Annotated in this window: 24 protein-coding genes; 10 read left to right on the top strand and 14 right to left on the bottom strand. The window is 40.0% G+C overall.

Going from position 1 to position 19,701, the window contains the following annotated elements; genetic code table 11:
- Nucleotides 1–12: 12 nt before the first annotated feature.
- From gmd to V7124_RS03845, 7 genes are all read right to left on the bottom strand, one after another.
- Nucleotides 13–1,092: a GDP-mannose 4,6-dehydratase gene (gmd, locus tag V7124_RS03875; RefSeq protein WP_335486203.1), complete on the bottom strand. Its 1,080-nt coding sequence runs from the start codon at nucleotides 1,090–1,092 to the stop codon at nucleotides 13–15.
- 19 nt (nucleotides 1,093–1,111) lie between these two features.
- Nucleotides 1,112–2,053: a GDP-L-fucose synthase gene (gene fcl / locus V7124_RS03870; RefSeq protein ID WP_335486658.1), complete on the bottom strand. Its 942-nt coding sequence runs from the start codon at nucleotides 2,051–2,053 to the stop codon at nucleotides 1,112–1,114.
- A 21-nt stretch (nucleotides 2,054–2,074) separates the two neighbouring features.
- A complete protein-coding gene (locus V7124_RS03865) occupies nucleotides 2,075–2,713 on the bottom strand; it encodes a sugar transferase (protein ID WP_335486655.1) in 639 nt (212 codons plus the stop codon).
- Nucleotides 2,714–2,766: 53 nt separating this feature from the next.
- Complete coding sequence (gene galU, locus V7124_RS03860) at nucleotides 2,767–3,660, bottom strand: UTP--glucose-1-phosphate uridylyltransferase GalU (RefSeq protein ID WP_335486200.1); 894 nt, start codon at nucleotides 3,658–3,660, stop codon at nucleotides 2,767–2,769.
- A gap of 315 nt (nucleotides 3,661–3,975) precedes the next feature.
- Nucleotides 3,976–4,740, bottom strand: coding sequence for a tyrosine-protein phosphatase (locus V7124_RS03855; RefSeq protein WP_335486197.1), 765 nt, complete (start codon nucleotides 4,738–4,740; stop codon nucleotides 3,976–3,978).
- 101 nt (nucleotides 4,741–4,841) lie between these two features.
- Complete coding sequence (locus tag V7124_RS03850) at nucleotides 4,842–5,513, bottom strand: CpsD/CapB family tyrosine-protein kinase (RefSeq protein ID WP_335486652.1); 672 nt, start codon at nucleotides 5,511–5,513, stop codon at nucleotides 4,842–4,844.
- Between the two features lie 22 nt (nucleotides 5,514–5,535).
- Entirely contained in the window at nucleotides 5,536–6,288 is a 753-nt protein-coding gene (locus tag V7124_RS03845) for a YveK family protein (RefSeq protein ID WP_335486194.1), read from the bottom strand.
- 319 nt (nucleotides 6,289–6,607) lie between these two features.
- On the opposite strand from V7124_RS03845, the gene V7124_RS03840 reads away from it, so the two are divergent.
- On the top strand, nucleotides 6,608–7,378 hold the full coding sequence (locus V7124_RS03840; RefSeq protein WP_335486191.1) for an SGNH/GDSL hydrolase family protein: 771 nt from the start codon (nucleotides 6,608–6,610) through the stop codon (nucleotides 7,376–7,378).
- Between the two features lie 25 nt (nucleotides 7,379–7,403).
- On the opposite strand, the gene V7124_RS03835 is transcribed toward V7124_RS03840, so the two are convergent.
- Nucleotides 7,404–7,565 carry a hypothetical protein gene (locus tag V7124_RS03835; RefSeq protein WP_335417366.1) on the bottom strand — a complete coding sequence of 54 codons (162 nt, stop codon included), beginning with the start codon at nucleotides 7,563–7,565 and terminating at the stop codon, nucleotides 7,404–7,406.
- Between the two features lie 191 nt (nucleotides 7,566–7,756).
- On the opposite strand from V7124_RS03835, the gene V7124_RS03830 reads away from it, so the two are divergent.
- Complete coding sequence (locus tag V7124_RS03830) at nucleotides 7,757–8,767, top strand: C40 family peptidase (protein WP_335486188.1); 1,011 nt, start codon at nucleotides 7,757–7,759, stop codon at nucleotides 8,765–8,767.
- 125 nt (nucleotides 8,768–8,892) lie between these two features.
- On the opposite strand, the gene V7124_RS03825 is transcribed toward V7124_RS03830, so the two are convergent.
- Together V7124_RS03825 and V7124_RS03820 are read right to left on the bottom strand one after the other, a co-directional pair.
- The gene (locus tag V7124_RS03825) at nucleotides 8,893–10,503 is read right to left on the bottom strand and encodes an ABC1 kinase family protein (protein ID WP_335486185.1); all 1,611 of its coding nucleotides are present in this window, start codon (nucleotides 10,501–10,503) and stop codon (nucleotides 8,893–8,895) included.
- Nucleotides 10,504–10,562: 59 nt separating this feature from the next.
- Nucleotides 10,563–11,207, bottom strand: a complete 645-nt coding sequence (locus V7124_RS03820; RefSeq protein ID WP_335486182.1) for an HAD family hydrolase — start codon at nucleotides 11,205–11,207, stop codon at nucleotides 10,563–10,565.
- 236 nt (nucleotides 11,208–11,443) lie between these two features.
- Here V7124_RS03820 and V7124_RS03815 point away from each other — a divergent pair, with 236 nt between their 5' ends.
- Nucleotides 11,444–11,902, top strand: coding sequence for a DinB family protein (locus V7124_RS03815; RefSeq protein WP_335486179.1), 459 nt, complete (start codon nucleotides 11,444–11,446; stop codon nucleotides 11,900–11,902).
- A gap of 287 nt (nucleotides 11,903–12,189) precedes the next feature.
- On the opposite strand, the gene V7124_RS03810 is transcribed toward V7124_RS03815, so the two are convergent.
- A complete protein-coding gene (locus tag V7124_RS03810; RefSeq protein WP_335486176.1) occupies nucleotides 12,190–12,765 on the bottom strand; it encodes a dihydrofolate reductase family protein in 576 nt (191 codons plus the stop codon).
- 567 nt (nucleotides 12,766–13,332) lie between these two features.
- Nucleotides 13,333–13,911, bottom strand: coding sequence for a CBO0543 family protein (locus tag V7124_RS03805; RefSeq protein WP_335486173.1), 579 nt, complete (start codon nucleotides 13,909–13,911; stop codon nucleotides 13,333–13,335).
- 161 nt (nucleotides 13,912–14,072) lie between these two features.
- On the opposite strand from V7124_RS03805, the gene V7124_RS03800 reads away from it, so the two are divergent.
- Nucleotides 14,073–14,378, top strand: a complete 306-nt coding sequence (locus V7124_RS03800) for a putative quinol monooxygenase (RefSeq protein ID WP_335486169.1) — start codon at nucleotides 14,073–14,075, stop codon at nucleotides 14,376–14,378.
- 40 nt (nucleotides 14,379–14,418) lie between these two features.
- Here V7124_RS03800 and V7124_RS03795 read toward each other — a convergent pair whose 3' ends face one another.
- Complete coding sequence (locus V7124_RS03795) at nucleotides 14,419–15,069, bottom strand: hypothetical protein (protein WP_335486166.1); 651 nt, start codon at nucleotides 15,067–15,069, stop codon at nucleotides 14,419–14,421.
- A 28-nt stretch (nucleotides 15,070–15,097) separates the two neighbouring features.
- Entirely contained in the window at nucleotides 15,098–15,619 is a 522-nt protein-coding gene (locus tag V7124_RS03790; RefSeq protein ID WP_335486163.1) for a dihydrofolate reductase family protein, read from the bottom strand.
- 232 nt (nucleotides 15,620–15,851) lie between these two features.
- Between V7124_RS03790 and V7124_RS03785 the strand changes: the two genes are divergently transcribed.
- The 6 genes from V7124_RS03785 (at nucleotide 15,852) to V7124_RS03760 (ending at nucleotide 19,530) form a co-directional block, all read left to right on the top strand.
- A complete protein-coding gene (locus tag V7124_RS03785; RefSeq protein WP_335417390.1) occupies nucleotides 15,852–16,193 on the top strand; it encodes a n-acetylglutamate synthase in 342 nt (113 codons plus the stop codon).
- A gap of 157 nt (nucleotides 16,194–16,350) precedes the next feature.
- Nucleotides 16,351–16,791, top strand: a complete 441-nt coding sequence (locus V7124_RS03780; RefSeq protein ID WP_335486160.1) for a hypothetical protein — start codon at nucleotides 16,351–16,353, stop codon at nucleotides 16,789–16,791.
- Nucleotides 16,792–17,160: 369 nt separating this feature from the next.
- Nucleotides 17,161–17,787 carry a LysE family translocator gene (locus tag V7124_RS03775; RefSeq protein ID WP_335486157.1) on the top strand — a complete coding sequence of 209 codons (627 nt, stop codon included), beginning with the start codon at nucleotides 17,161–17,163 and terminating at the stop codon, nucleotides 17,785–17,787.
- Between the two features lie 47 nt (nucleotides 17,788–17,834).
- Nucleotides 17,835–18,224, top strand: a complete 390-nt coding sequence (locus tag V7124_RS03770) for a DoxX family membrane protein (RefSeq protein ID WP_335486154.1) — start codon at nucleotides 17,835–17,837, stop codon at nucleotides 18,222–18,224.
- Between the two features lie 296 nt (nucleotides 18,225–18,520).
- Nucleotides 18,521–18,847 carry a PadR family transcriptional regulator gene (locus tag V7124_RS03765; protein WP_335486150.1) on the top strand — a complete coding sequence of 109 codons (327 nt, stop codon included), beginning with the start codon at nucleotides 18,521–18,523 and terminating at the stop codon, nucleotides 18,845–18,847.
- Between the two features lie 2 nt (nucleotides 18,848–18,849).
- Nucleotides 18,850–19,530 (top strand): DUF1129 family protein, encoded by a 681-nt coding sequence (locus V7124_RS03760; RefSeq protein WP_335486147.1) that lies wholly within the window; start codon nucleotides 18,850–18,852, stop codon nucleotides 19,528–19,530.
- The last annotated feature ends 171 nt before the right edge of the window (nucleotides 19,531–19,701 follow it).

The following is a 19,701-nucleotide window of genomic DNA, read 5'->3' as shown; positions in this document are numbered from 1 at the left end:
CTAAGAAATAAATTAATCAAACATTTGTTTAATCTTATCTTCTTTATTAACCTTCATCATATCCGCTTCAACCATAATACGGACTAGTTCTTCGAAAGGTGTCTTTATTGGATTCCAACCTAATAATGTTTTTGATTTAGTTGGATCTCCTAATAATTGTTCAACTTCAGCAGGTCGGAAGAATTTGGGATCAACCTCAACAATCACTTCTCCAGTAGCTTTGTTAACACCTTTCTCTTCAACGCCTTGACCAGTCCACTGAATCTCAACACCAACATGCTTAAACGCTAACTCAACAAACTCACGTACAGTATGCATTTCACCAGTCGCAATCACAAAATCCTCAGGCTTATCATGTTGAAGTATTAACCACATACATTCAACATAATCTTTCGCGTAACCCCAGTCACGTAATGAATCCAAGTTTCCTAAAGTTAATTTCTTTTGTTTGCCTTGTGCTATACGAGCTGCTGCCAAAGTAATTTTCCTGGTTACAAATGTTTCTCCACGACGTTCTGATTCATGGTTGAATAAAATACCGTTAACTGCAAACATATTGTATGATTCACGGTAATTCTTTGTAATCCAGAATCCATAAATTTTTGCAACACCATATGGTGAGCGTGGATAAAATGGAGTTGTTTCTTTTTGTGGAACCTCTTGGACTTTTCCGAAAAGTTCAGAAGTTGATGCTTGGTATACTCGTGTTTTCTCAGTTAATCCTAGAATCCGTACAGCTTCAAGTATATTTAGTGTACCTTTAGCATCTACATCTAATGTATATCCAGGCATATCGAAAGAGACACGTACATGGGATTGTGCAGCTAAATTGTAGATTTCATCAGGCTGAATTTCACCAATAATCCGAGTAACGTTTAATGCATCTGTTACATCCCCATAATGAAGGTGGAAATTTGAATGATTTAATAATGCATTTGCTTCTTCTTCTGAAAGAAGGTCTTCTAAGCGTTCTTGGTTATAAGAAGAACTGCGACGAATCATACCGTGTATTTCGTAACCCTTCTCTAACAAAAGTTCTGCTAAATAGGAACCGTCTTGCCCCGTTACACCTGTAATTAATGCCTTTTTCATTTTGTCCTCCGATATATGTTTACTTTACTTTTGATAGTTCGTTTTCTATGAACCATTGATACGCTTTTTTTAGTCCTTCATCTAATGAGATAGAAGCTTTCCAGCCTAATGTGTTCAACTTTGTTACATCTACTAATTTTCTTGGCGTTCCATCCGGTTTAGAAGTATCAAACTTAATCTCTCCAGTAAACCCAACTACCTCTTTAATTTCTTCTGCTAATTCTTTAATCGCAATGTCTTCGCCAACACCAATATTGACAAATTCATTACCAGAATAATTGTTCATTAAGTAGATACTTGCATCTGCAAGGTCATCTGAATATAAAAACTCCCGTTTCGGGGTACCAGTACCCCATACTTCAACAAATGGAGCATTGTTTTCTTTTGCTTCGTGGAACTTACGAATTAATGCCGGTAATACGTGAGAAGTATGTAAATCGAAGTTATCATTCTCCCCATACAAATTCGTCGGCATGACAGATATATATTGTGTTCCATATTGACGATTATAAGATTCACACATCTTAATCCCTGCAATTTTTGCAATGGCATATGGTTCATTCGTAGGTTCAAGTAACCCCGTTAATAAGTACTCTTCTTTTAATGGCTGAGGTGCCATTTTTGGATAGATACATGTGCTACCTAGGAATAATAGCTTTTCTACATTATTGCGATAAGCTGCGTCTATAATGTTAGTTTGAATTAATAAATTGTCACGAATAAAGTCCGCTGGATATTCATTGTTTGCAACAATCCCACCCACTTTAGCAGCAGCAAGAAATACAAATTCAGGTTTTTCTTCTGCAAAAAAGCTGTCAACTGCTTTATTATCTCTTAGATCTAATTCTTTGCTCGTACGATATACAAGGTTATTGTACCCTTGTTCCTTAAGCATTCTGACTATTGCTGAACCAACAAGGCCACGATGGCCAGCTACATATATTTTTGAATCATTCTTCATCATTTATTTCTTACCTCGTTTCTAAAATGCGTCTTTTGAGCCAAATAATACTAGCACCGTTTTGAAAATAATTTTAATATCAAAAAGGAACGTTCTTCTTTGGATATATTGAAGGTCTAATTCAACCATTTCATTAAAACCAAGACTATTCCTTCCACTAACCTGCCAAAGCCCCGTACACCCCGGAGTAACCACTAACCGCTGCTTATCATAAGCAGAATATACCGCCACTTCTCTCGGGAGAGGTGGGCGAGGACCAACTAGACTCATATCCCCTTTTAGTACATTAAAAAGCTGCGGTAATTCATCAACACTCGTTTTCCGAATGAATTTTCCCACTTTTGTAATTCGTGGGTCATCTTTCATTTTAAACATAGCACCGTTTATTTCATTGTATTTTAATAGTTCAGCAAGCTTCTCTTCTGCATTTGACACCATGGAGCGAAACTTATACATTTTAAACTTTCTTCCATTTAGACCTATACGGTTTTGTGAGAAAAAGATTGATCCTTTTGGATCTTCTATCTTTATTAGGACTGCAATAATCACAAACAGTAAGCTTAAAAGGATAATTCCGCATAACGAACCAAAAATGTCTACCAATCTTTTTGTAAAAAGATAAATCTTTCCGTCATTGACAATCGTATTTTTCTTTTCTATATAAACAACTTCTTGATTTGCTAGATTGGACAACCTTGACACTCTCCCTCTTTCTATAAAATGACTTTATCTTTATCTAAAGAAGAAACTAGGTTCTTCAAGTAATCTATCATGTCATCATGGAGGTCTTCGTGTTGCAAGGCAAATTCAATGGTTGTTTTAACAAAGCCAAATTTTTCTCCAACGTCATAGCGTGTACCTTCAAAATCATAGGCAAACACTCTTTGAATTTCATTTAACCTTTGGATCGCATCTGTTAACTGAATTTCGCCACCTGCTCCTTTTTCTTGACGATCGAGGAACATGAAAATTTCTGGTGTTAAGATATAACGTCCCATAATCGCTAGATTAGAAGGAGCCGTACCTGACTTTGGTTTTTCTACAAAGTTACTCACTTGATAACGACGTCCTTCTTGCGATGAAGGGTCAATGATTCCATAACGGTGTGTCTCGGAATCTGGTACTGTTTGTACCCCAATCACAGAGGAGAAAGTATCTTCATATTGATTGATTAACTGTTTTAAACACGGTGTATCACTTTGAACAATGTCATCCCCAAGTAATACCGCAAACGGCTCATTGCCAATAAAGTTTCTCGCGCACCAAACGGCATGTCCAAGTCCTTTTGGTTCTTTTTGACGGATATAATGGATGTCTGCTAGGTTTGTTGGATACCTTACTTTCTCTAATAGATCAAATTTTTCTTTTTCGATGAGATTTTGTTCAAGCTCCATCGCATTATCGAAATGATCTTCAATCGCTCTTTTTCCTTTACCTGTAACAATGATAATATCTTCAATACCAGAAGCAACTGCTTCTTCGATTATGTACTGAATCGTTGGCTTATCGACAATTGGTAACATCTCTTTCGGCATTGCTTTTGTTACTGGCAAGAACCTTGTTCCTAAACCAGCAGCTGGGATTATGGCTTTTCTAACTCTTTTCACTATTGGTCCCTCCTCTATATGATCTTTCGATTATCTAAACAATTTAGCAAAAAAATAAATACCTAATGGAAATACAAGCGCTGACCAAGCTTATCCTTTCATTAGATATTTATGTTTTATATATAAAATCGGGCATCTAACCCGTCCTCACACCATGCTTTTGACGACAGGCGTCTAAGGATTGAAAGATTTCTCCCCTCCCACAGCATGATCGAGTACTCCCAAGGATATCGGACAGGGTAGCATCGCCGCCTCAGGCTGTTCAGCCTGAAAGATGTATGTTATTTTAAAATAATCTTATCGGCTTAATCGGATTTAAAATAAACCGAGTAATTTTTTCCTTTTTATACGTTCTGGATCTTCCTTATAGACATGCTTGCCTTCAATCATCAGCGCTGCATTGTCATCAAAGTAGTAAACCATTTCATTCCCGTACTTCTGTTCAATCACAGCAAACGCTTCTCTCATTTTAAACGTACGGTTTTTGATATTATGAGCATCCGATGCAATCAAGTGCGTTAAGCTTGCTTCCACTAACTGCAAAGAAAAGTTCTTAATTTTTTTACCAAAGTCACCACATACACTTGCCGCTGTGATTTGTGTTAGTGCACCCTTCTTTACTAACTGATAAAGTAAATCTGAACGTTCAATGATTTCCTGATTCCGTTCCGGGTGAACAATCACGGGTATCAATCCGTTCACCTGCAGCTCGTAAAACAATTTCTCGGTATACCTAGGAACATGGTTGGAAGGGAATTCTACTAATACATATGGTGTATGATTCACAGGAAGAATTTCTCCTGCTAGATATCCTTCGATCATTTCTCCATGGATCCGGACTTCCTGACCCGGCAATACTTTCAATTCGATGTTTTCATTATGTAGTTGTTGGTTTAACTCTTCGACTCTAGCAAGTATTTGTCGCTTCGGATTTTCATAGGCATTATTCAAATGATGCGGCGTCGCCACGATCGTATGAATCCCCTGTTCAACCGCTTTTCTTGCCATGGCAATGCTATCAGCAAGAGATTGCGCCCCATCATCGACACCTGGCAATATATGACAATGTAAATCGATCACGGTAGCACAACCCTTCCAATTATCTGTTAATTTAATGTGACATAATTCATGGTAACACCGTCGAACGCTCTGGTAAAGGGGGGGAATTTGTCGAAATTTAGTTATTTTGAACTATAATAATAGTAATAGTCGTTATCCTTCACTTCTTTATGGTTTAACACAACGCCAACCAATTTACTTTGTGCATTCGACAGTAATTCCTTCGCCTTTTTCGCTTGGTCAATTTCCGTCTTGCCACTATAGACAACCAAAATCGAACTATCTACCTTATTCGCAAGGATTTGCGCATCTGATACGGCTAACAATGGCGGTGTATCAAAGATGACATAATCAAATTGTTCTTTCGCTTCCTCTATAAACTGCTCCATTGATTTCGAGCTCAATAGCTCGGCAGGATTCGGTGGTACTGGACCGCTTGTTAAGATATACAGATCCTTTTCTTCTGTTTCAAGAACGGTGCTACCGAGTGTAGCTTGCTTCGTCAAGACAGTGGTGAATCCAAACAGGTTATTGACACTGAACGTGCGATGAACCGTTGGCTTGCGAAGATCGGCGTCAACGAGTAACACTTTTTTGCCAAGCTGTGAAAAGGCCACTGCTAGGTTTGCAGCTGTTGTTGACTTTCCTTCACCTGGTCCAGAAGAGGTAACCATGATTGCTTTAAGCTCTTTATCGATTGAAGAATATTGGATATTTGTTCGAATCGTTCTGTATTGTTCAGAAATCGGTGACTTGGGATCAAGCGTTGTAATCAGCTTACGGCTAGGATCCATTGGTCTAAACTTCTTATTTCTCTTAAACGCCAAGATTCTCACCTCTTCCTGCTGTTCTGCTCCCTGCTGCTTTGCGCTTTTTCAACTCTTCCATCTTTTGATCGTCAATCGTTGCAATAACCCCTAAGATCGGAAGCTCTAAGATTTTTTCAATATCTTGTTCGTTTTTAATCGTGCTATCAAAGTACTCCAGTAAAAACGCCAAACCAACTGCTGCCATTAAGCCAACCACAATCGCAATTGCTATATTCATAACAGGCTGTGGTTTAATCGGAGCTTGATGATCAACCACTTGTGCTTGAGCTAGAATACTAACATTATCGACACTCATGATTTTCACAATTTCATTTTGAAAGACTTGCGCCGTTACATTCGCTATTTCTGCCGCCACATTCGCATCCGGATCTTGGACCGATATGTTTACAACCTGCGAATCCTTCTCACTGCCGACGTTAATTTTTCCATTTAAATCTGTTGCTGTCATATCCAAACCAAGTTGAACGATTACTTTATCAAGAATCGCTGGACTTTTAATGATAACATTATACGTATTAATCAATTGAAGGTTAGTTTGTACTTCGTTGTAGTTGTATACTGCTTGGTCACTTTTTGCTTGGTTGACGAGAATTTGTGTCGAAGCTTGATAGATTGGGGTAAGAAAAAAGTAACTAATGACGCCACTGACTAAACCAGCTGTCATCGTAATAAGTATGATCATAACGAGTCGTTTTTTTAATGTCTCTAGTAACTCTTTTAAACTAATAGTTTCTTCCATTATGTCCTCCTGTAAATGTTGAATCAAAATAAGGTTATTATACCATGTATCAATGTCAGTACATGTCGATTTTTGACGAACGGTGGATATTTATTTTTATCAATCCTACCAAAATACGAAATCTGTAATATTTTGATGTTTATTTCGGATCACTAGTTCTTTTCGACTATTTTTTCCAAATAGGATTGTAGAATTTTGTAAATTACTTACACCATAATACCATGTTTTATGTTAGAAAATGTTGTTTTTTTACAAATGGAATAAATTCCATGTAAAATTTTGCTATAATGATAGAAGAAAAGAATCTGGGGGTAAACAAATGAAGTATTTTTTCACAGTCATTTGGGGAATTATCTGTGTCAGCGTACTCGTGTATGGTCAATTCCACTGGAACCAGCAAACAACAGCTGTAAAAGCCGTTCAACCCGTCATCACTGTCGAGCCTTATGAGCAAGAAGTCGATACGTACATGGAACTTGCTGCAAAATGGCCTGAAACTGCAAAAGAGCAGCTAAAACAATCCTTGGAATCCAAACAGCCTTTTAAAGTTCTTTTTGTAGGTTCGAGTAGCAGCGAATGGGAGAAAGTCGTAACACAAGCGTTAACAGCGAACTTTGGCAGTAACGTGATCCAGACTGCCCACTATACATACGATCAGACAACAAAAGAAATAGTCGCTGAAAATAAACAGCTTGAGTTGGCAGCTGAAAAAGCACAGCTGGTGGTCATCGAGCCATTTTTATTAAACGATAATGGGCCTGTGAAAATCGATGCCACGTTAGCGAACCTAACGAAAATCATGGCAGCTATTAAGGCGGAGAATCCTGACACCACCTTCATTCTGCAGCCATCGCATCCCATCTATCTTCCGAAATATTATGCTGACCAAGTGGCCGCCTTAAAACAATTTGCACGAGAAAACAACATCACCTATCTTGATCATTGGAAAGCCTGGCCGGCAACAGACAATCCTGACATTAAGAAGTATTTAATTGAGGGCCAAAAGGGCCAAGAGGGGCCAAATGAACAAGGCTACCAGGTTTGGGGGCAATTCCTGTTAGATTATTTTATCAACAAAAAGGCAAACTAGATTGATATCCTAGTTTGCCTTTTTTCTATATATTAGGAACCTTTAGCTTTAAAAGGTCATTTTTCAAATCAGCAAGTAGTTGTTGCACCGTCATGCCATGATCACTCATGCCGCGATCATAAGCTTTTTTAACAATGTCAGAGAATTCATTATCCGATATCTCTTCTTTGCTATTCTTTTCCCCCATTTGACAATATTCTCCTTTCTTCGATACTTCTTCGCCTATTCTACTAAACTTCCTATTAGTTGTAAATCATGTGTTTGATTTATTTTTAGAATATTCCGTGTCTATTTTTGTTAAATTCTGCATAAATAGGCAAAATTCTATGGTAGACTAGTAGATAGAAAGCTGAATAATGACAGGAGTGATGAGGAAAAATGAAGAAAAAAGTCGCAACGGCAGTCGTAACTGTCGCCATTCTCTCTGGCGCCTATGCAGGAATGGCTTCAGCCAATACCTATTCCGTGCAAAAAGGCGATACTTTATCGAAAATTGCCAAACAGTACCAAACAAGCGTAAGCGATTTAAAGCAATGGAATGGACTTTCGTCCGATTTGATTTTTATCAATCAAACACTCAAGGTAGCGAATGTAACCTTACTGGCACCGGCACCTGCCGCACCGGCTGTCACCGTCACTTCCTACACCGTTGTAAGTGGCGATTATCTCGGCAAAATTGCCAAGCAATTTGGAACCACCGTCCAGGAATTAAAGAAAGTAAACGGTTTGTTGTCCGATTTGATCTATGTTGGACAAGTCCTTAGCGTATCGGCACAAACACCAATAGCACCGCCGCAAGCGCCGACAACACCTGCTCCTCCTGCACCACCAACGCCGACTGCCCCAAGTAGTGAATATATCGTGAAAAGCGGCGATACCCTTAGCAAAATCGGCTTGCAATTTGCAATGACGGTTCTTGAATTAAAGACCGTTAATGGATTAACATCTGATCGGATTTATGTTGGCCAAAGGCTTACGGTTTCTGGTGCTGGTGCTGGTACGACTCAACCGCCACAGGTGACAGATTTTGCTGGGACCCTTGTTAACACAGCCAAGAGCGTAATTGGCACTCCTTATGCATGGGGTGGTTCTACACTAAGTGGCTTTGATTGCAGTGGTTTCATTTATTATGTTGCCAACCAAAGTGGCAAGAGCATCGGACGCTATTCCGCTGCAGGCTACTACAGCCGTACCTACTACGTCGACCAGCCGCAGCCAGGCGACCTCGTCTTTTTCCAAAATACCTATAAACCAGGTATCTCCCACGTCGGCATTTATCTCGGTGACAACCAATTTATCCACGCTGACGAGAAAAAAGGCGTATCGATTTCGAACCTGGGCAGCCCTTATTATACCGAGCATTTTGATGGGTTTAAGAGATTCTATTAATACTATACAGTTGGAAGCCAGGTATTGTGCCTGGCTTTTTCGTTGTTTCATCGTGGCAGGCAGGTGAACAATTGTCTTTGGCAGATAGAAAGGCCAATCTGCAAATATTGACCTTGTTGAAACGATTACCGTTTTTCATGCATGTATTTCATCCATTTTTTCTGTTTATGATTACTTACTAAGTAACCGATAAGACTAGTAGCGGATACTCCCGACGACAGGTTGCGAATGAAATCATCTGAGGTATAGATGCCCGCTACAATTCCGATCATTCCAAGCAGTGTTACTAGAAATAAACGCTTTTTATTATTTTCATAGATGGTAAATTGAAATTGCCTTCGTTGTTCGATTTCTCTAAGATCTGCTAGTTTTTGTGGAGCATCGAGAAATTCAGTTACGGAATGGATCAGCTTAAAAGCAGGCTGTGACTGAATCCATTGCCATACCCACGACCATTTATTTTTCCCTTGTTTATTTAGCCACTCCATGAATACTGGTTTACCTAAATCGAGCAGCTCCTCCTCTGGAGCCAAATTACGGATAATCCCCTCAATGGTGACAAACGAACGTCCTAAAAAAACAAATCTTGTGGGAACCTGGATCGGCAGGGCTTGAATCATATCATTCATTTCTATTTTTAATGCGAGTAGGTCCATTTCCTTTAATTGTTCGGGTTGGAACGAGGCCAATTCGGCTAATAGCTTTTCGATCGTTCTCGTTTCAGCATCCGGAAGCAAAAATCCTAATTGCGCTAAGCTCGCCACCGCTTGCGAATAATCTTTAGAAAGAAAGCTCTCAATCAATTTTTGAAAATGCGCGGCGTCCTTTTTGGTGATTTCGCCAATCATCCCAAAATCAAGTAAGATGATTTTCCCTTCCTTCGATACCAGAATGTTTCCTGGATGCGGGTCGGCATGGAATCTGCCAGGCTCGAGCCATTGAGGAAGAAACACTTTCATCAGCTGCTGCGCAAGCTCTTTTCGGGTAGTATTTTCTATAGATTCGAAATCGGTGATGCGTGTGCCATCCACCCATTCCATTACCAGTACATTCGACGTGCTGAGCTCGGAATAGACCGAAGGAATTTGGACAACATCCATGTCCTTAAATCTCTCCCGAAAAAACAAAATGTTGTCAAGTTCCTTTGAATAATCAAGCTCCCGCTCAATCACATCTTTTAATTCCTTAAATAGCACGTTAAAATTAATAAACCCTTTTGGAATGGGAACAAGGTGATCCGCAAACCAAATGATGATCGCTAAAACACGGAAATCCGTTTGCACAATGGTATCGATATAAGGACGTTTTACTTTAATTGCGACCTCTGTTCCATCATGCAGCACACCTTTATACACATCCCCAATGGAGGCGGAGGCAATGGCTGTTTTTTCTATTGAAAGAAACTGTTGCTGGAGCGACTGACCCCATTCCGCTGCAAGAATCCCCTCAATTTCACTCCAATTTGATGGCGGAACGTTATCGGTCAGATCCTCGATTTGACTAATAAAGGCTTTCGGAAGCAAATCTGCTCGGGTGCTTAAAATCTGTCCCACCTTAATCAATAAGCCTTCTAACTCAAACAATGTTTTTCGATACCGTTCTCCTATTTTCCCCCAAAGGATGTCCCACTCCGCTTGCGGCTTTCGACGAATTTTAAACCAATAGATTTGTAGAAAAATAACAAAGGCCATCGAAAGCACCTTGGCCATCCGCACTAGCTTATTTCTTGTTTTCATTTCTATCCCCCATTGTGATAGGATCGCCTGTCTCTATGAGAATGCTCTACATGTACTTTTTAAATTAGGAATGGGATTTTTGCCAAATCATCTACGATAAAATCTGCTTCCACTTCGTTCCATTGAGAGTCTTTTTTCCATATTCCTTTCATGCCAACATTACGGGCCGCTTTCACATCATTTTCAGGATGATCCCCTACAAAAACACTTTGACTCGCTGAAACTTTCAGTCGCTCTAGGGCCCTCTTAAAGAGTTCGGGATCTGGCTTTTTTATCCCTTCCCATTCTGAAATTAAGATCGTATCAAAATACTCTTCGATCCCTAAAGCCTTTATATTATCCAGCTGGAACTGCCCCCAACCATTTGTAATCATTCCTACTAGTAGATTCCTACTCTTCAACTCTTCTAACATAGTGATGAGATTCGGAAATGGAACACAATGATTTTTAAAGTCTTCGATATAATCCTGAAGCAGTTCCTCCCACGTGAGCTTAGTAATCCCAAATTCCTTGACCATTTGCTGGTACACTTGATCCTTCCACACATACCCGCGCTGATCCAACTCAATAAATCTCTCCACATAGTTCTCTCGTGGAATATGCTCCATATTCAACCGCTCGTATTGCCGATTAATAAACCTTTTTACAGATTCGTCCCTGTCTAACAACGTACCATCTAAATCAAATAAGACCGCTTTAATCACGTTGACCACACTCCCTCGTTCACCTATTCTTCTATTTCGTTAACATAAATTCCTGCTGGGGTGGTCAAATGCTCGAATACCGCTAACTGAGATCGAGGTGGCTGTCTGTTTGTTTTGTATCCAGTTGCCATTTTTGACGTGAGGAAGTACCTTGCGTCACCTAATCTGACAGTTTTGCAGGAAATCGGACCTTTTTAACGAATACTTATCTGTAAAAATGGAAGGAGCGGGTGGAGATGAATAAAAGACATGAAGTCTTATTTACACAGTTAGAAGGCTATCGAAGTGAAATTTTAGGCGTACTAGAAAATGTTACAGAAGTGGATGCTGAGTGGGTTCCCAGGAACTTCAACAATAATATTCGCTGGAACCTTGGCCATATTTATCTCGATCAATATCTATGGATCCAAGCGGTGACAAAGGAAGTGGGCGATGTTCCTGAACCCTTTCACACATGGTTCGGGTATGGAACGTCACCAACAGACTTTACCCCTGAAACACCTTCATTTGAAGAGTTAAAGAGCCTGTTAAAGGAGCAGCCTGCGCAAATAAAAGCGAAATATGGCGAGCGCCTAGAGGAAGAATTCCCGCCAACCGAAATGGGAATGCACACCATCGAGCAAGTCTTAATCCGAACCATCTTTCACGAAGGCATGCACCTCCAGACTATTCTTGATTTGAAAAAATGTAGGTAGTGTATAAGATACCTTAGCCAGGCTGTTGCCTGGCTTTTTCAGCGTTTCGCGCAGTGGTGGAATTGATTTGGCAGATAAACAAAGGGTTTTGGCAGGTAAAATGGAAGTTTGGCAGGTAAGCACTTCGAAATGGCAGGTGAAGGGAGACTTTTGGCAGATAAGATTTTTTTAACTTAGGCTATGTTAAATTCTAATGTTGATTTGTGACCATATGAAAACCGCCTTTGTGGAAAGGCGGTTAATTGAGCTATCGTCTCCCGTTAGCGTAATCACCTTAAGTAAAAAGGTCATCTTACCTTCTGGTAAACGAGACCTATGGCTCCAGAATCAAAGGTCTTGTTTTCAATTAGCTTTAGATTGATCTTTTCCTTGAGACCTTGGAATAACGGCAATCCCTTACCGATCAGGACGGGAGAAACTGTAATTTTATACTCATCAATTAAATCAAGCTGCATAAGGTGGTGTGCCAGCCTAGGACTGCCGAGGATGACCATATCCTTGCCTGGCTGCTGTTTGAGGTTAATGATCTCTTCCTCGATATCTTCTTTTATGAGTCTGGAATTATTCCACTCGACATTCTCCAGCGTCGTGGAAAAAACGATTTTTGCTGTCTTCTCGATCCACTCGGCATGATTCCGTTCATGCTGCGAAGCTGATGGGTTCGAAGGCACAGATGGCCAGTAACTGTGCATCATTTTATAAGTCCCACGTCCCCAAATAACAGTGTCGGCAGTACTCAGAATTTCTTTCGCGTGTTTCTCCAAATCATCATCGTAGGAAACCCAGCCAATGTCCATTTCACCATTCGGCCCTTCTACAAAACCGTCAAGCGATGCGTGCAGAAATAGAACGAGTTTTCTCATTTTCAGTTCTCCTTTGTTCATGAGGGATATCTATATTATACATTAACTAGATTTTAGCATAATTCAACTTGGGTTGTTTCTTATGGATTGCTAATCCCAAACCTGCCCGTGAGCTTAACAAGAATAAGCAGGAATCCGAAGCTTTATGTTCGTGTCGGTGACAGTGCTCGGCACATTTTCTCAGCGAATAGCCCTCAATCATGCATTCAATAAAACGAACGCACACATGTGGCATTCTCGTTCGTTGAAGAGGTGTGTTAGAGATGAGGAGATTTTTTTGGCAGGTTAGACTTTTTTAGCTTAAAAAAGGTAATAAAAATGGCTTCCACCGCCAAGGGATTATGCTAAATCGGCTTCTGAATATCCATTTATAAGAAACACAAGTACCTAAGCCAGGCTGCCGCCTGGCTTTTTCAGCGTTTGGTGTAGTGGTGGTATTGATTCGTCAGGTAAACAACGGGTTTTGGCAGGTAAAATGGAAGCTTGGCAGGTAAGCGCTCGAAATCGGCAGATATGGAAATCCTTTTGGCAGGTACAATGTTTTCCCTCCAACCAGGAAAGCTTCATTTAACTCCGCTCTTGTGCCTTTTTTTGAAAATGTAAAAAGAAGTCAGTAATCAGCTTTGACACGACAAGAATTACGATATAGATCAAAAATAAGTGAAAGTAATTTGCGCCCCTGTCCAACACGATTAAATGGTGTAGGGCCATTAACGGCTTTACGATAAACGAAAGAAATAAACTCAAAAGCAGTGTATAGAGGTAATAGTTTTTCTTATTATTTATGGTCCATTGGTATACCAACATAAATAGGACGGGCACAAGCGACGAGTCCAATCCGAAACTATTGGGGACCGGCGGTATCATTTTATAGGGATAGGTCCAAAACGTCTGGGTGGACCCCCATTCATCAAAGTAAAAGAACCAAACATGGACATTGAACCCATAAAAACCAATCTGCAGTGCTCTTTTCCAGTCAATCGTAAAGAAAAGAATCACAAGCGGCGCCACAAAAGCAATTACATAAAACCAAAATTGCCATGTATCAAATGCAGAATACTCTTGCCAATAGTGGAGCCAGTTTCTCGCTCCCTCTCGTTGTTCTTTTATTAACTTATTTAAAGCCTCGCGATGAGCATCACTCATAGGAATCCCTACCTTGATTATATTTTCCCTCTTAATTTACCCATTATTTTTCAAAAAAATAGACTTCAAAAAATTTCCTTTTTCCAAGAAAAAAAGGGATTAACAAACAGGGATTTGGGCTATCAAAGTAGAATGGTACCTAAAACGAGGAGGTTTAACATGTGGAGAAATTCGGGATATACGGCAAATTGATTGCCAAAGAAGGCGAACGAGAGCAGTTGGCGACGATTTTATTAGAAGCTGCGGAATCGATGGACACTCTTGGTGATTGTGAATTATATCTTGTGAGTGTAGCACCGGCGGATCCAAATTCTGTGTATGTTTATGAAGTGTGGAGTAGCGAGAGTGCCCATCAAGCCTCATTAACATTGGAATCCACCCAAACCTTAATCCAGCGGGCGAAACCTATCCTGGCGGGCATGGAGAGGATATCTACATTTGTTCCAAGAGGCGGCAAAGGAATGTAAATAGGTATGCGGAACAAAGTTTAAGCTCTGTTCCGCATTTTTACGATAGCTTTAATTGATTCACCATAGACGAAACGAGCGTATCTAATGGGTTGATGATGGTCATAGAAGCCTCGCGCTCAACCTGCTGTGCGGCTGCAACCATTGAAAGTTGGGCAACCGAAACAATCCGCTGCTGATTTTGTTTTTTCAAAGCATTGGCCACTTCTCGTTGGTACTTCTCCTTCTCGCCACGCATAAATATTTCGAATGAATTTTCAATGACGACCACCTCGATATCCAGCGTTTTCAGATGATGCTGTGCATAATGCTGCAGACGAGTCATCGTACCTGAAACGGTATTAGGATTCGTAAACAGGATCGTTTGCGGCTCATCAATCTTGCAAATGGCTTCAAAATACGGTTCATCGATCTTGATGATCGGGACGTTGAGTGTTTCCTCTTTTAACAATGCAATGTAGTTGGTACACGTAATTAGAACAGCATCCACACCCGTCTTAACGATCCATTCTACTTGATCCTTCACTTTCCTTTCCGCTTCCGCCTCCGTGAAACTTGGATCGGAAGTCACTCGCTGCATTAAACCTGGATCAACGAAATGACTTAACTTGAAGTTATAAGCAGATAGTGCGGTTTCGATATAGTCGATATTTGAATAATGGGCGTGTAAACAGCCGATTTTTTTCTTCAACTTCTCACTCCTTAATGAAGTCCGGTGACTATTTTTTTATATAATGCAGTTCAGCAAATTGCTTGTACCGTCGAACATCGACCAGGGTCAGTTCGTTCTCCTGCTCGCCTGGCACAAACATTGGTATCCCCCGACCAATGATGACGGGCGTGATTTGAATTATAAACTCATCGACTAATTTTGCTTGCAACAGCGGCTGCAGCACCGCTCCCCCGCCGACAATCCAAATCCGTTTGCCGTCTTGCTTCTTTAGGGACTGGGTGAAGTCGACAATATCTTCATTAATAAAATTCACATGTTCTGAAGAGCCTTTCAAAGTGCGAGAAAAGACATAGCATTCCTTATCTTCATACGGGAATTTATCTGGCGATAGGATGGCGATTTGATCGTATGTACTCCTACCCATAAGAATCGTATTAACACTCTCAAAGAATTCCTCATACCCAGTCTCATCTTCCCCTTCCGTCCCAAACAACCAATCCAATGAGTGATTCTCGCGTGCGAGATAGCCATCCAAGCTAATTGCACCATAAAATACTAAGTTACTCATAGTAAGCCACCTCTGAATTCTTCATATTTCTACATACGTCAAATAACCATCATTTAGTCGAACCGCTGCATTCGGTTTTGCCGATACATGGTTGAAAAGTTTTTTGCTTACCCGCTTACATATTCTTTCTATCTCAGTATTTTAAATTCCTTCTAGTATATTTAACGATTGAGTAACGTGCCAAAAATGTGATAAGTTATTAGAATATTAAATTTTTTAGGAGGATCAACAAGTGATAAATTATAATGGTCGAAAATTTGTTTCCGTTGAAAATACGGCAAACGGAGAAGTTTCTTCTAAGACATTTTTTGAATACAAACAAGAAGGGAACATCCTATCAGCTTCCTATTGCGGAGGAGAAATTGTAAAAGGAACATTAATTGGTTTCGTTCAGGCCGATGGTCGTTTACAATTTAGATATAACCATGTTAATGCAAAAAACGAAATAAGGGGCGGTCAATGCTACTCTATTCCAGAAACACTTCCAGATGGACGAATTCGATTACATGAAAAATGGAAATGGACCGATCATGATCAAAGTGAAGGAGTATCCATTGTCGAAGAAGTGAAATAATCTCCATTGAGGCGCTGCTTCAGAAAGAATTTCAATTCTGCATGCTACCAACTTTCTCCTCTTTTCTAGTTCCACAACAGTGCGGGTTTTCTAAAGAAGGGGTATAATAATTTTACTCAGAGTGGCTCAGTGCTGTTTCTTACTTTCGGAGGTTAAAATGAAATTTTTTATAAAGTTAAATACGATTAGTGCCTTATACGCATTAGCCTTGTTTCTCGCAATCGAACTCATCATCAATGTATACCGTATTAGTGATATAACTGGCTGGGATTGGGATCATGTTTATTTTATCATTGCGATTATTAATGTGATTGGACTTCTCCTTTCAACACTTATCTTTATTACCTTAACAAGAAAATGGATGATCGGCAGCAAACACAGCTATTGGCCACTCATTCTGTGGCTACCCTACTTTATCCTTTTATTCGCGATAATTAGAGGGTTACTTCCTATCCAATTCGGAGATACACTTTTTCCGAGATATAGTCTTTTAATTATTGGATCTTCCTTGCTATTCCCGGTTTACATATTATTTATTAATGTTTATGCTTCACCCTTACGTATAGATGAGGATGATGTACCGGAGGGAAGGTTCTGATGGCCTTTTTCCTGATTTATCCGTTATAAAGCCATGAGATCCGTCCGACGGTTCTGATGGCTTTTTTTGCATGATTTATCCAGTAGGGAGCTACTGAGCCGACTCGTCCCTCTTACTTCAGGAGTAACCCTTTTTCCGAGATTTAGTCTTTTGATTTTTGGGTCTTGCATTCTTTTTTCGGTTTACATATTATTTATCAATCAATTCTATACACCCGTTAGTATAGATGAAGAGGAAATATGGCAGCCCTAATGGAATACCATGAAAAGCTCCCTACTACTCCTCTGGTTGCGGGATAAAATTACTTACTATTCACACTATTTATGGTAAATTAATCTTAACCACTATTTCACGAAGGGGCCGATGCTAATGGAGAATTTTTATTTGTTCGTCGTTATGTGTATTTTGCTGATTCTTTTACCTGGCCCTGATACGGCGATTGCCACAAAAAATACCCTTTCTGTCGGAAGAACGGGTGGGTTTAAAACGATGCTTGGTACTTGTTCTGCACTACTGATTCATACGTTGGCCGCCGTTGCCGGACTTTCAGCCATCATTGTGAAATCAGCCTTGTTATTTTCTTTCTTCAAATACGCCGGCGCCGCCTATCTTGTGTATTTAGGAGCCAAGACATTATGGGCACTATGGAACAAGCAAGTCACTCCAGAAATAAGTGCCGAGAGTAGGTATGAAGGCAAATCTTGTTTTAAACAAGGTTTTCTTACCAACCTCCTCAATCCAAAAGTAGCTGTCTTTTTTCTAACCTTCCTGCCTCAATTCGTCGATTCAGGCAGCCCAACTCTAATTCCGTTTCTAATCATGGGAATCACGTATACGTTTTTAACCGCCATATGGTTTTTCATTTATATTTATCTACTTAATCAAATTGGCGCTTTTATGAAGAGGCCCAGGACCCAACGTGTGATGGAAGCCGCAACCGGTACGATCCTGATAGGTTTTGGGATTAAACTAGCTTTAGAAAAGGCTCAGAATTAGGTATATTCGTCATCAGTTGCATAGACTTTAAGTGGGGGTTATGGAACTTGACTAAACAATTGATGCTAGTATGCAGATTATTTTTAGGAGTCGTTTTTTTAGTAGCGGGGTTGAACGGGTATTTTGTCATCCTTGGCCTTGAACCCTTTATCGCAACAAGTCCCGACGCCATGGCATTATTCGAATTTAACTATCTACTAATTGTAGAAAAAACCCTCGAAGTGATATGTGGAATTTTACTATTAATTAACCAATTTATCCCGTTGGCCATTGCTATTTTATCACCCATCGTCGCCAATATCTTCCTGCTCCATTTGTTCCTTGACCACTCATTACTTCCTTTAGCAGTTCTACTTGTCCTCACTCTTGGGTATTTGTTGTTTTATTACAGAAGGAACTTTATGAGTTTACTAGAGAGAAAACCAAACGCTTTTTAATCTGTTTCTCTATTGCAAAGATGAAGCCTGCATTTGTTTTAATGCGAATGCAGGCTTCATCTGTTCATCAATATGTAACTTTAGAAGCGAACTTGCCCTCCCCATTTTTTTGGATTCACATTGACAGGAATGGAACAAAAAGGTACTATAAATTTAGCTACTATGCATAACCAAGTAGTTGTTTTTTGAATGGCTATCTTGTTTAACAATGTAGTTATTTTTTTCATCAGCTACCTTGCTAAACAACATAGTTATGATGGTACCTTATAACAAAGAAAAGAAAAGGAGCTTATACCATGTCCTTAAGAAGCCAATTACTAAAGGGAATTTTGGATGGTTGCGTCTTAGCCGTTATTGAAGCAGAACCTGTTTATGGCTATGAATTATCGAAGAAGCTTCAGGACTTCGGATTAAGTGATGTTAGCGAGGGTACGATTTATCCCGTATTGCTCCGCTTACAGAAAAACGGCCTTATCAAGGGGGAAATGCAGCCCTCCGATTCTGGCCCAAACCGAAAGTATTATCATTTAACCGAAGAAGGTAAAGAGTCGCTAGACATGATTGTTACAGAGTGGAAACAGATGGTTGAACCAGTTAATTCTTTATTTAAGGGGAGGAAATGACCATGAAGGCCAAACAATTAATTGAGGAAAATAACCGCAAACGTGAACAGCTCACGCCAGAGAACGAAAAATACTATGGGGACATGCTGATTTACATTCGGCTGCAATTATCTCTGTCCGAGCAACAATCCGAGGAAGTATTGATGGAAATGCTGGATCATCTCCTTGATGGTCAAATCGAAGGCAAGTCGGCGTGGGACATTTTCGGTGATGACCCTAAAGGCTATGCGAATGAAATCATCGAGAACCTGCCGAAGGAGCAAAAACGAGAGGTTGTTCCATTTATTATGGGGGTTGTTCTTAATCTAGTAAGTTGGATGTTAATGATCCGGGGAGTGGTGATTGTCGTTATCTCACAATTCAAGGATGTGGATTCTAGCGTTTATATCTTCTCCTCTTTGGTGATGTTTGCATTTATCTTAGCTTCCGTCGGGTTCGGGGTATGGTTTATCTTTAGGACCATCCAACATTCCTTGTTTAATGAAAAGGCTAGTGAAAAGAAAGATACAGTCAAGGTTGGAATTTTCGGAGCCATCTCGATGGGGCTCGTCATCGCATTAACTAAATTTATTCCAGACTTTGGTCCCGCCTTTGACTTTCCTTGGTTGGCGTCAATCATAACAGGCGTTGCTCTATGGGTAATCGTATTTACGTTGAAAAAACTTGAGGTTGGGCTGAGGTAGGTTTCGGCACATAAAACGTTCGGTTTGGCACATAAAAATGATTTTTGGCACATAAAACAAAAATTCGGCACATAAATCTCCGAATCGGCACATAAGCAAGGTTTTTCTAAAAATAGGTCATTTTGTTTGGATCTGGATTCAGGAAGATCACATAGAAATTGGCTCTGAACT

It is taken from the genome of Neobacillus niacini, from assembly GCF_036961885.1.
GTDB lineage: Bacteria > Bacillota > Bacilli > Bacillales > Cytobacillaceae > Neobacillus > Neobacillus niacini_H.
This window is presented reverse-complemented; position numbering and strand designations above follow the sequence as displayed.

What these genes read in the sequence shown, in the direction of transcription:
- V7124_RS03810 (WP_335486176.1), bottom strand. Translation starts at nt 12,765, where the DNA reads ATGAGAAAACTCGTTCTATTTCTGCACGCATCGCTTGACGGTTTTGTA.
- V7124_RS03830 (WP_335486188.1), top strand. Translation starts at nt 7,757, where the DNA reads ATGAAGAAAAAAGTCGCAACGGCAGTCGTAACTGTCGCCATTCTCTCT.
- V7124_RS03790 (WP_335486163.1), bottom strand. Translation starts at nt 15,619, where the DNA reads ATGAGTAACTTAGTATTTTATGGTGCAATTAGCTTGGATGGCTATCTC.
- V7124_RS03835 (WP_335417366.1), bottom strand. Translation starts at nt 7,565, where the DNA reads ATGGGGGAAAAGAATAGCAAAGAAGAGATATCGGATAATGAATTCTCT.
- V7124_RS03780 (WP_335486160.1), top strand. Translation starts at nt 16,351, where the DNA reads ATGAAATTTTTTATAAAGTTAAATACGATTAGTGCCTTATACGCATTA.
- V7124_RS03815 (WP_335486179.1), top strand. Translation starts at nt 11,444, where the DNA reads ATGAATAAAAGACATGAAGTCTTATTTACACAGTTAGAAGGCTATCGA.
- V7124_RS03765 (WP_335486150.1), top strand. Translation starts at nt 18,521, where the DNA reads ATGTCCTTAAGAAGCCAATTACTAAAGGGAATTTTGGATGGTTGCGTC.
- V7124_RS03845 (WP_335486194.1), bottom strand. Translation starts at nt 6,288, where the DNA reads ATGGAAGAAACTATTAGTTTAAAAGAGTTACTAGAGACATTAAAAAAA.
- fcl (WP_335486658.1), bottom strand. Translation starts at nt 2,053, where the DNA reads ATGAAGAATGATTCAAAAATATATGTAGCTGGCCATCGTGGCCTTGTT.
- V7124_RS03760 (WP_335486147.1), top strand. Translation starts at nt 18,850, where the DNA reads ATGAAGGCCAAACAATTAATTGAGGAAAATAACCGCAAACGTGAACAG.
- V7124_RS03775 (WP_335486157.1), top strand. Translation starts at nt 17,161, where the DNA reads ATGGAGAATTTTTATTTGTTCGTCGTTATGTGTATTTTGCTGATTCTT.
- gmd (WP_335486203.1), bottom strand. Translation starts at nt 1,092, where the DNA reads ATGAAAAAGGCATTAATTACAGGTGTAACGGGGCAAGACGGTTCCTAT.
- V7124_RS03850 (WP_335486652.1), bottom strand. Translation starts at nt 5,513, where the DNA reads ATGGATCCTAGCCGTAAGCTGATTACAACGCTTGATCCCAAGTCACCG.
- V7124_RS03805 (WP_335486173.1), bottom strand. Translation starts at nt 13,911, where the DNA reads ATGAGTGATGCTCATCGCGAGGCTTTAAATAAGTTAATAAAAGAACAA.
- V7124_RS03825 (WP_335486185.1), bottom strand. Translation starts at nt 10,503, where the DNA reads ATGAAAACAAGAAATAAGCTAGTGCGGATGGCCAAGGTGCTTTCGATG.
- V7124_RS03840 (WP_335486191.1), top strand. Translation starts at nt 6,608, where the DNA reads ATGAAGTATTTTTTCACAGTCATTTGGGGAATTATCTGTGTCAGCGTA.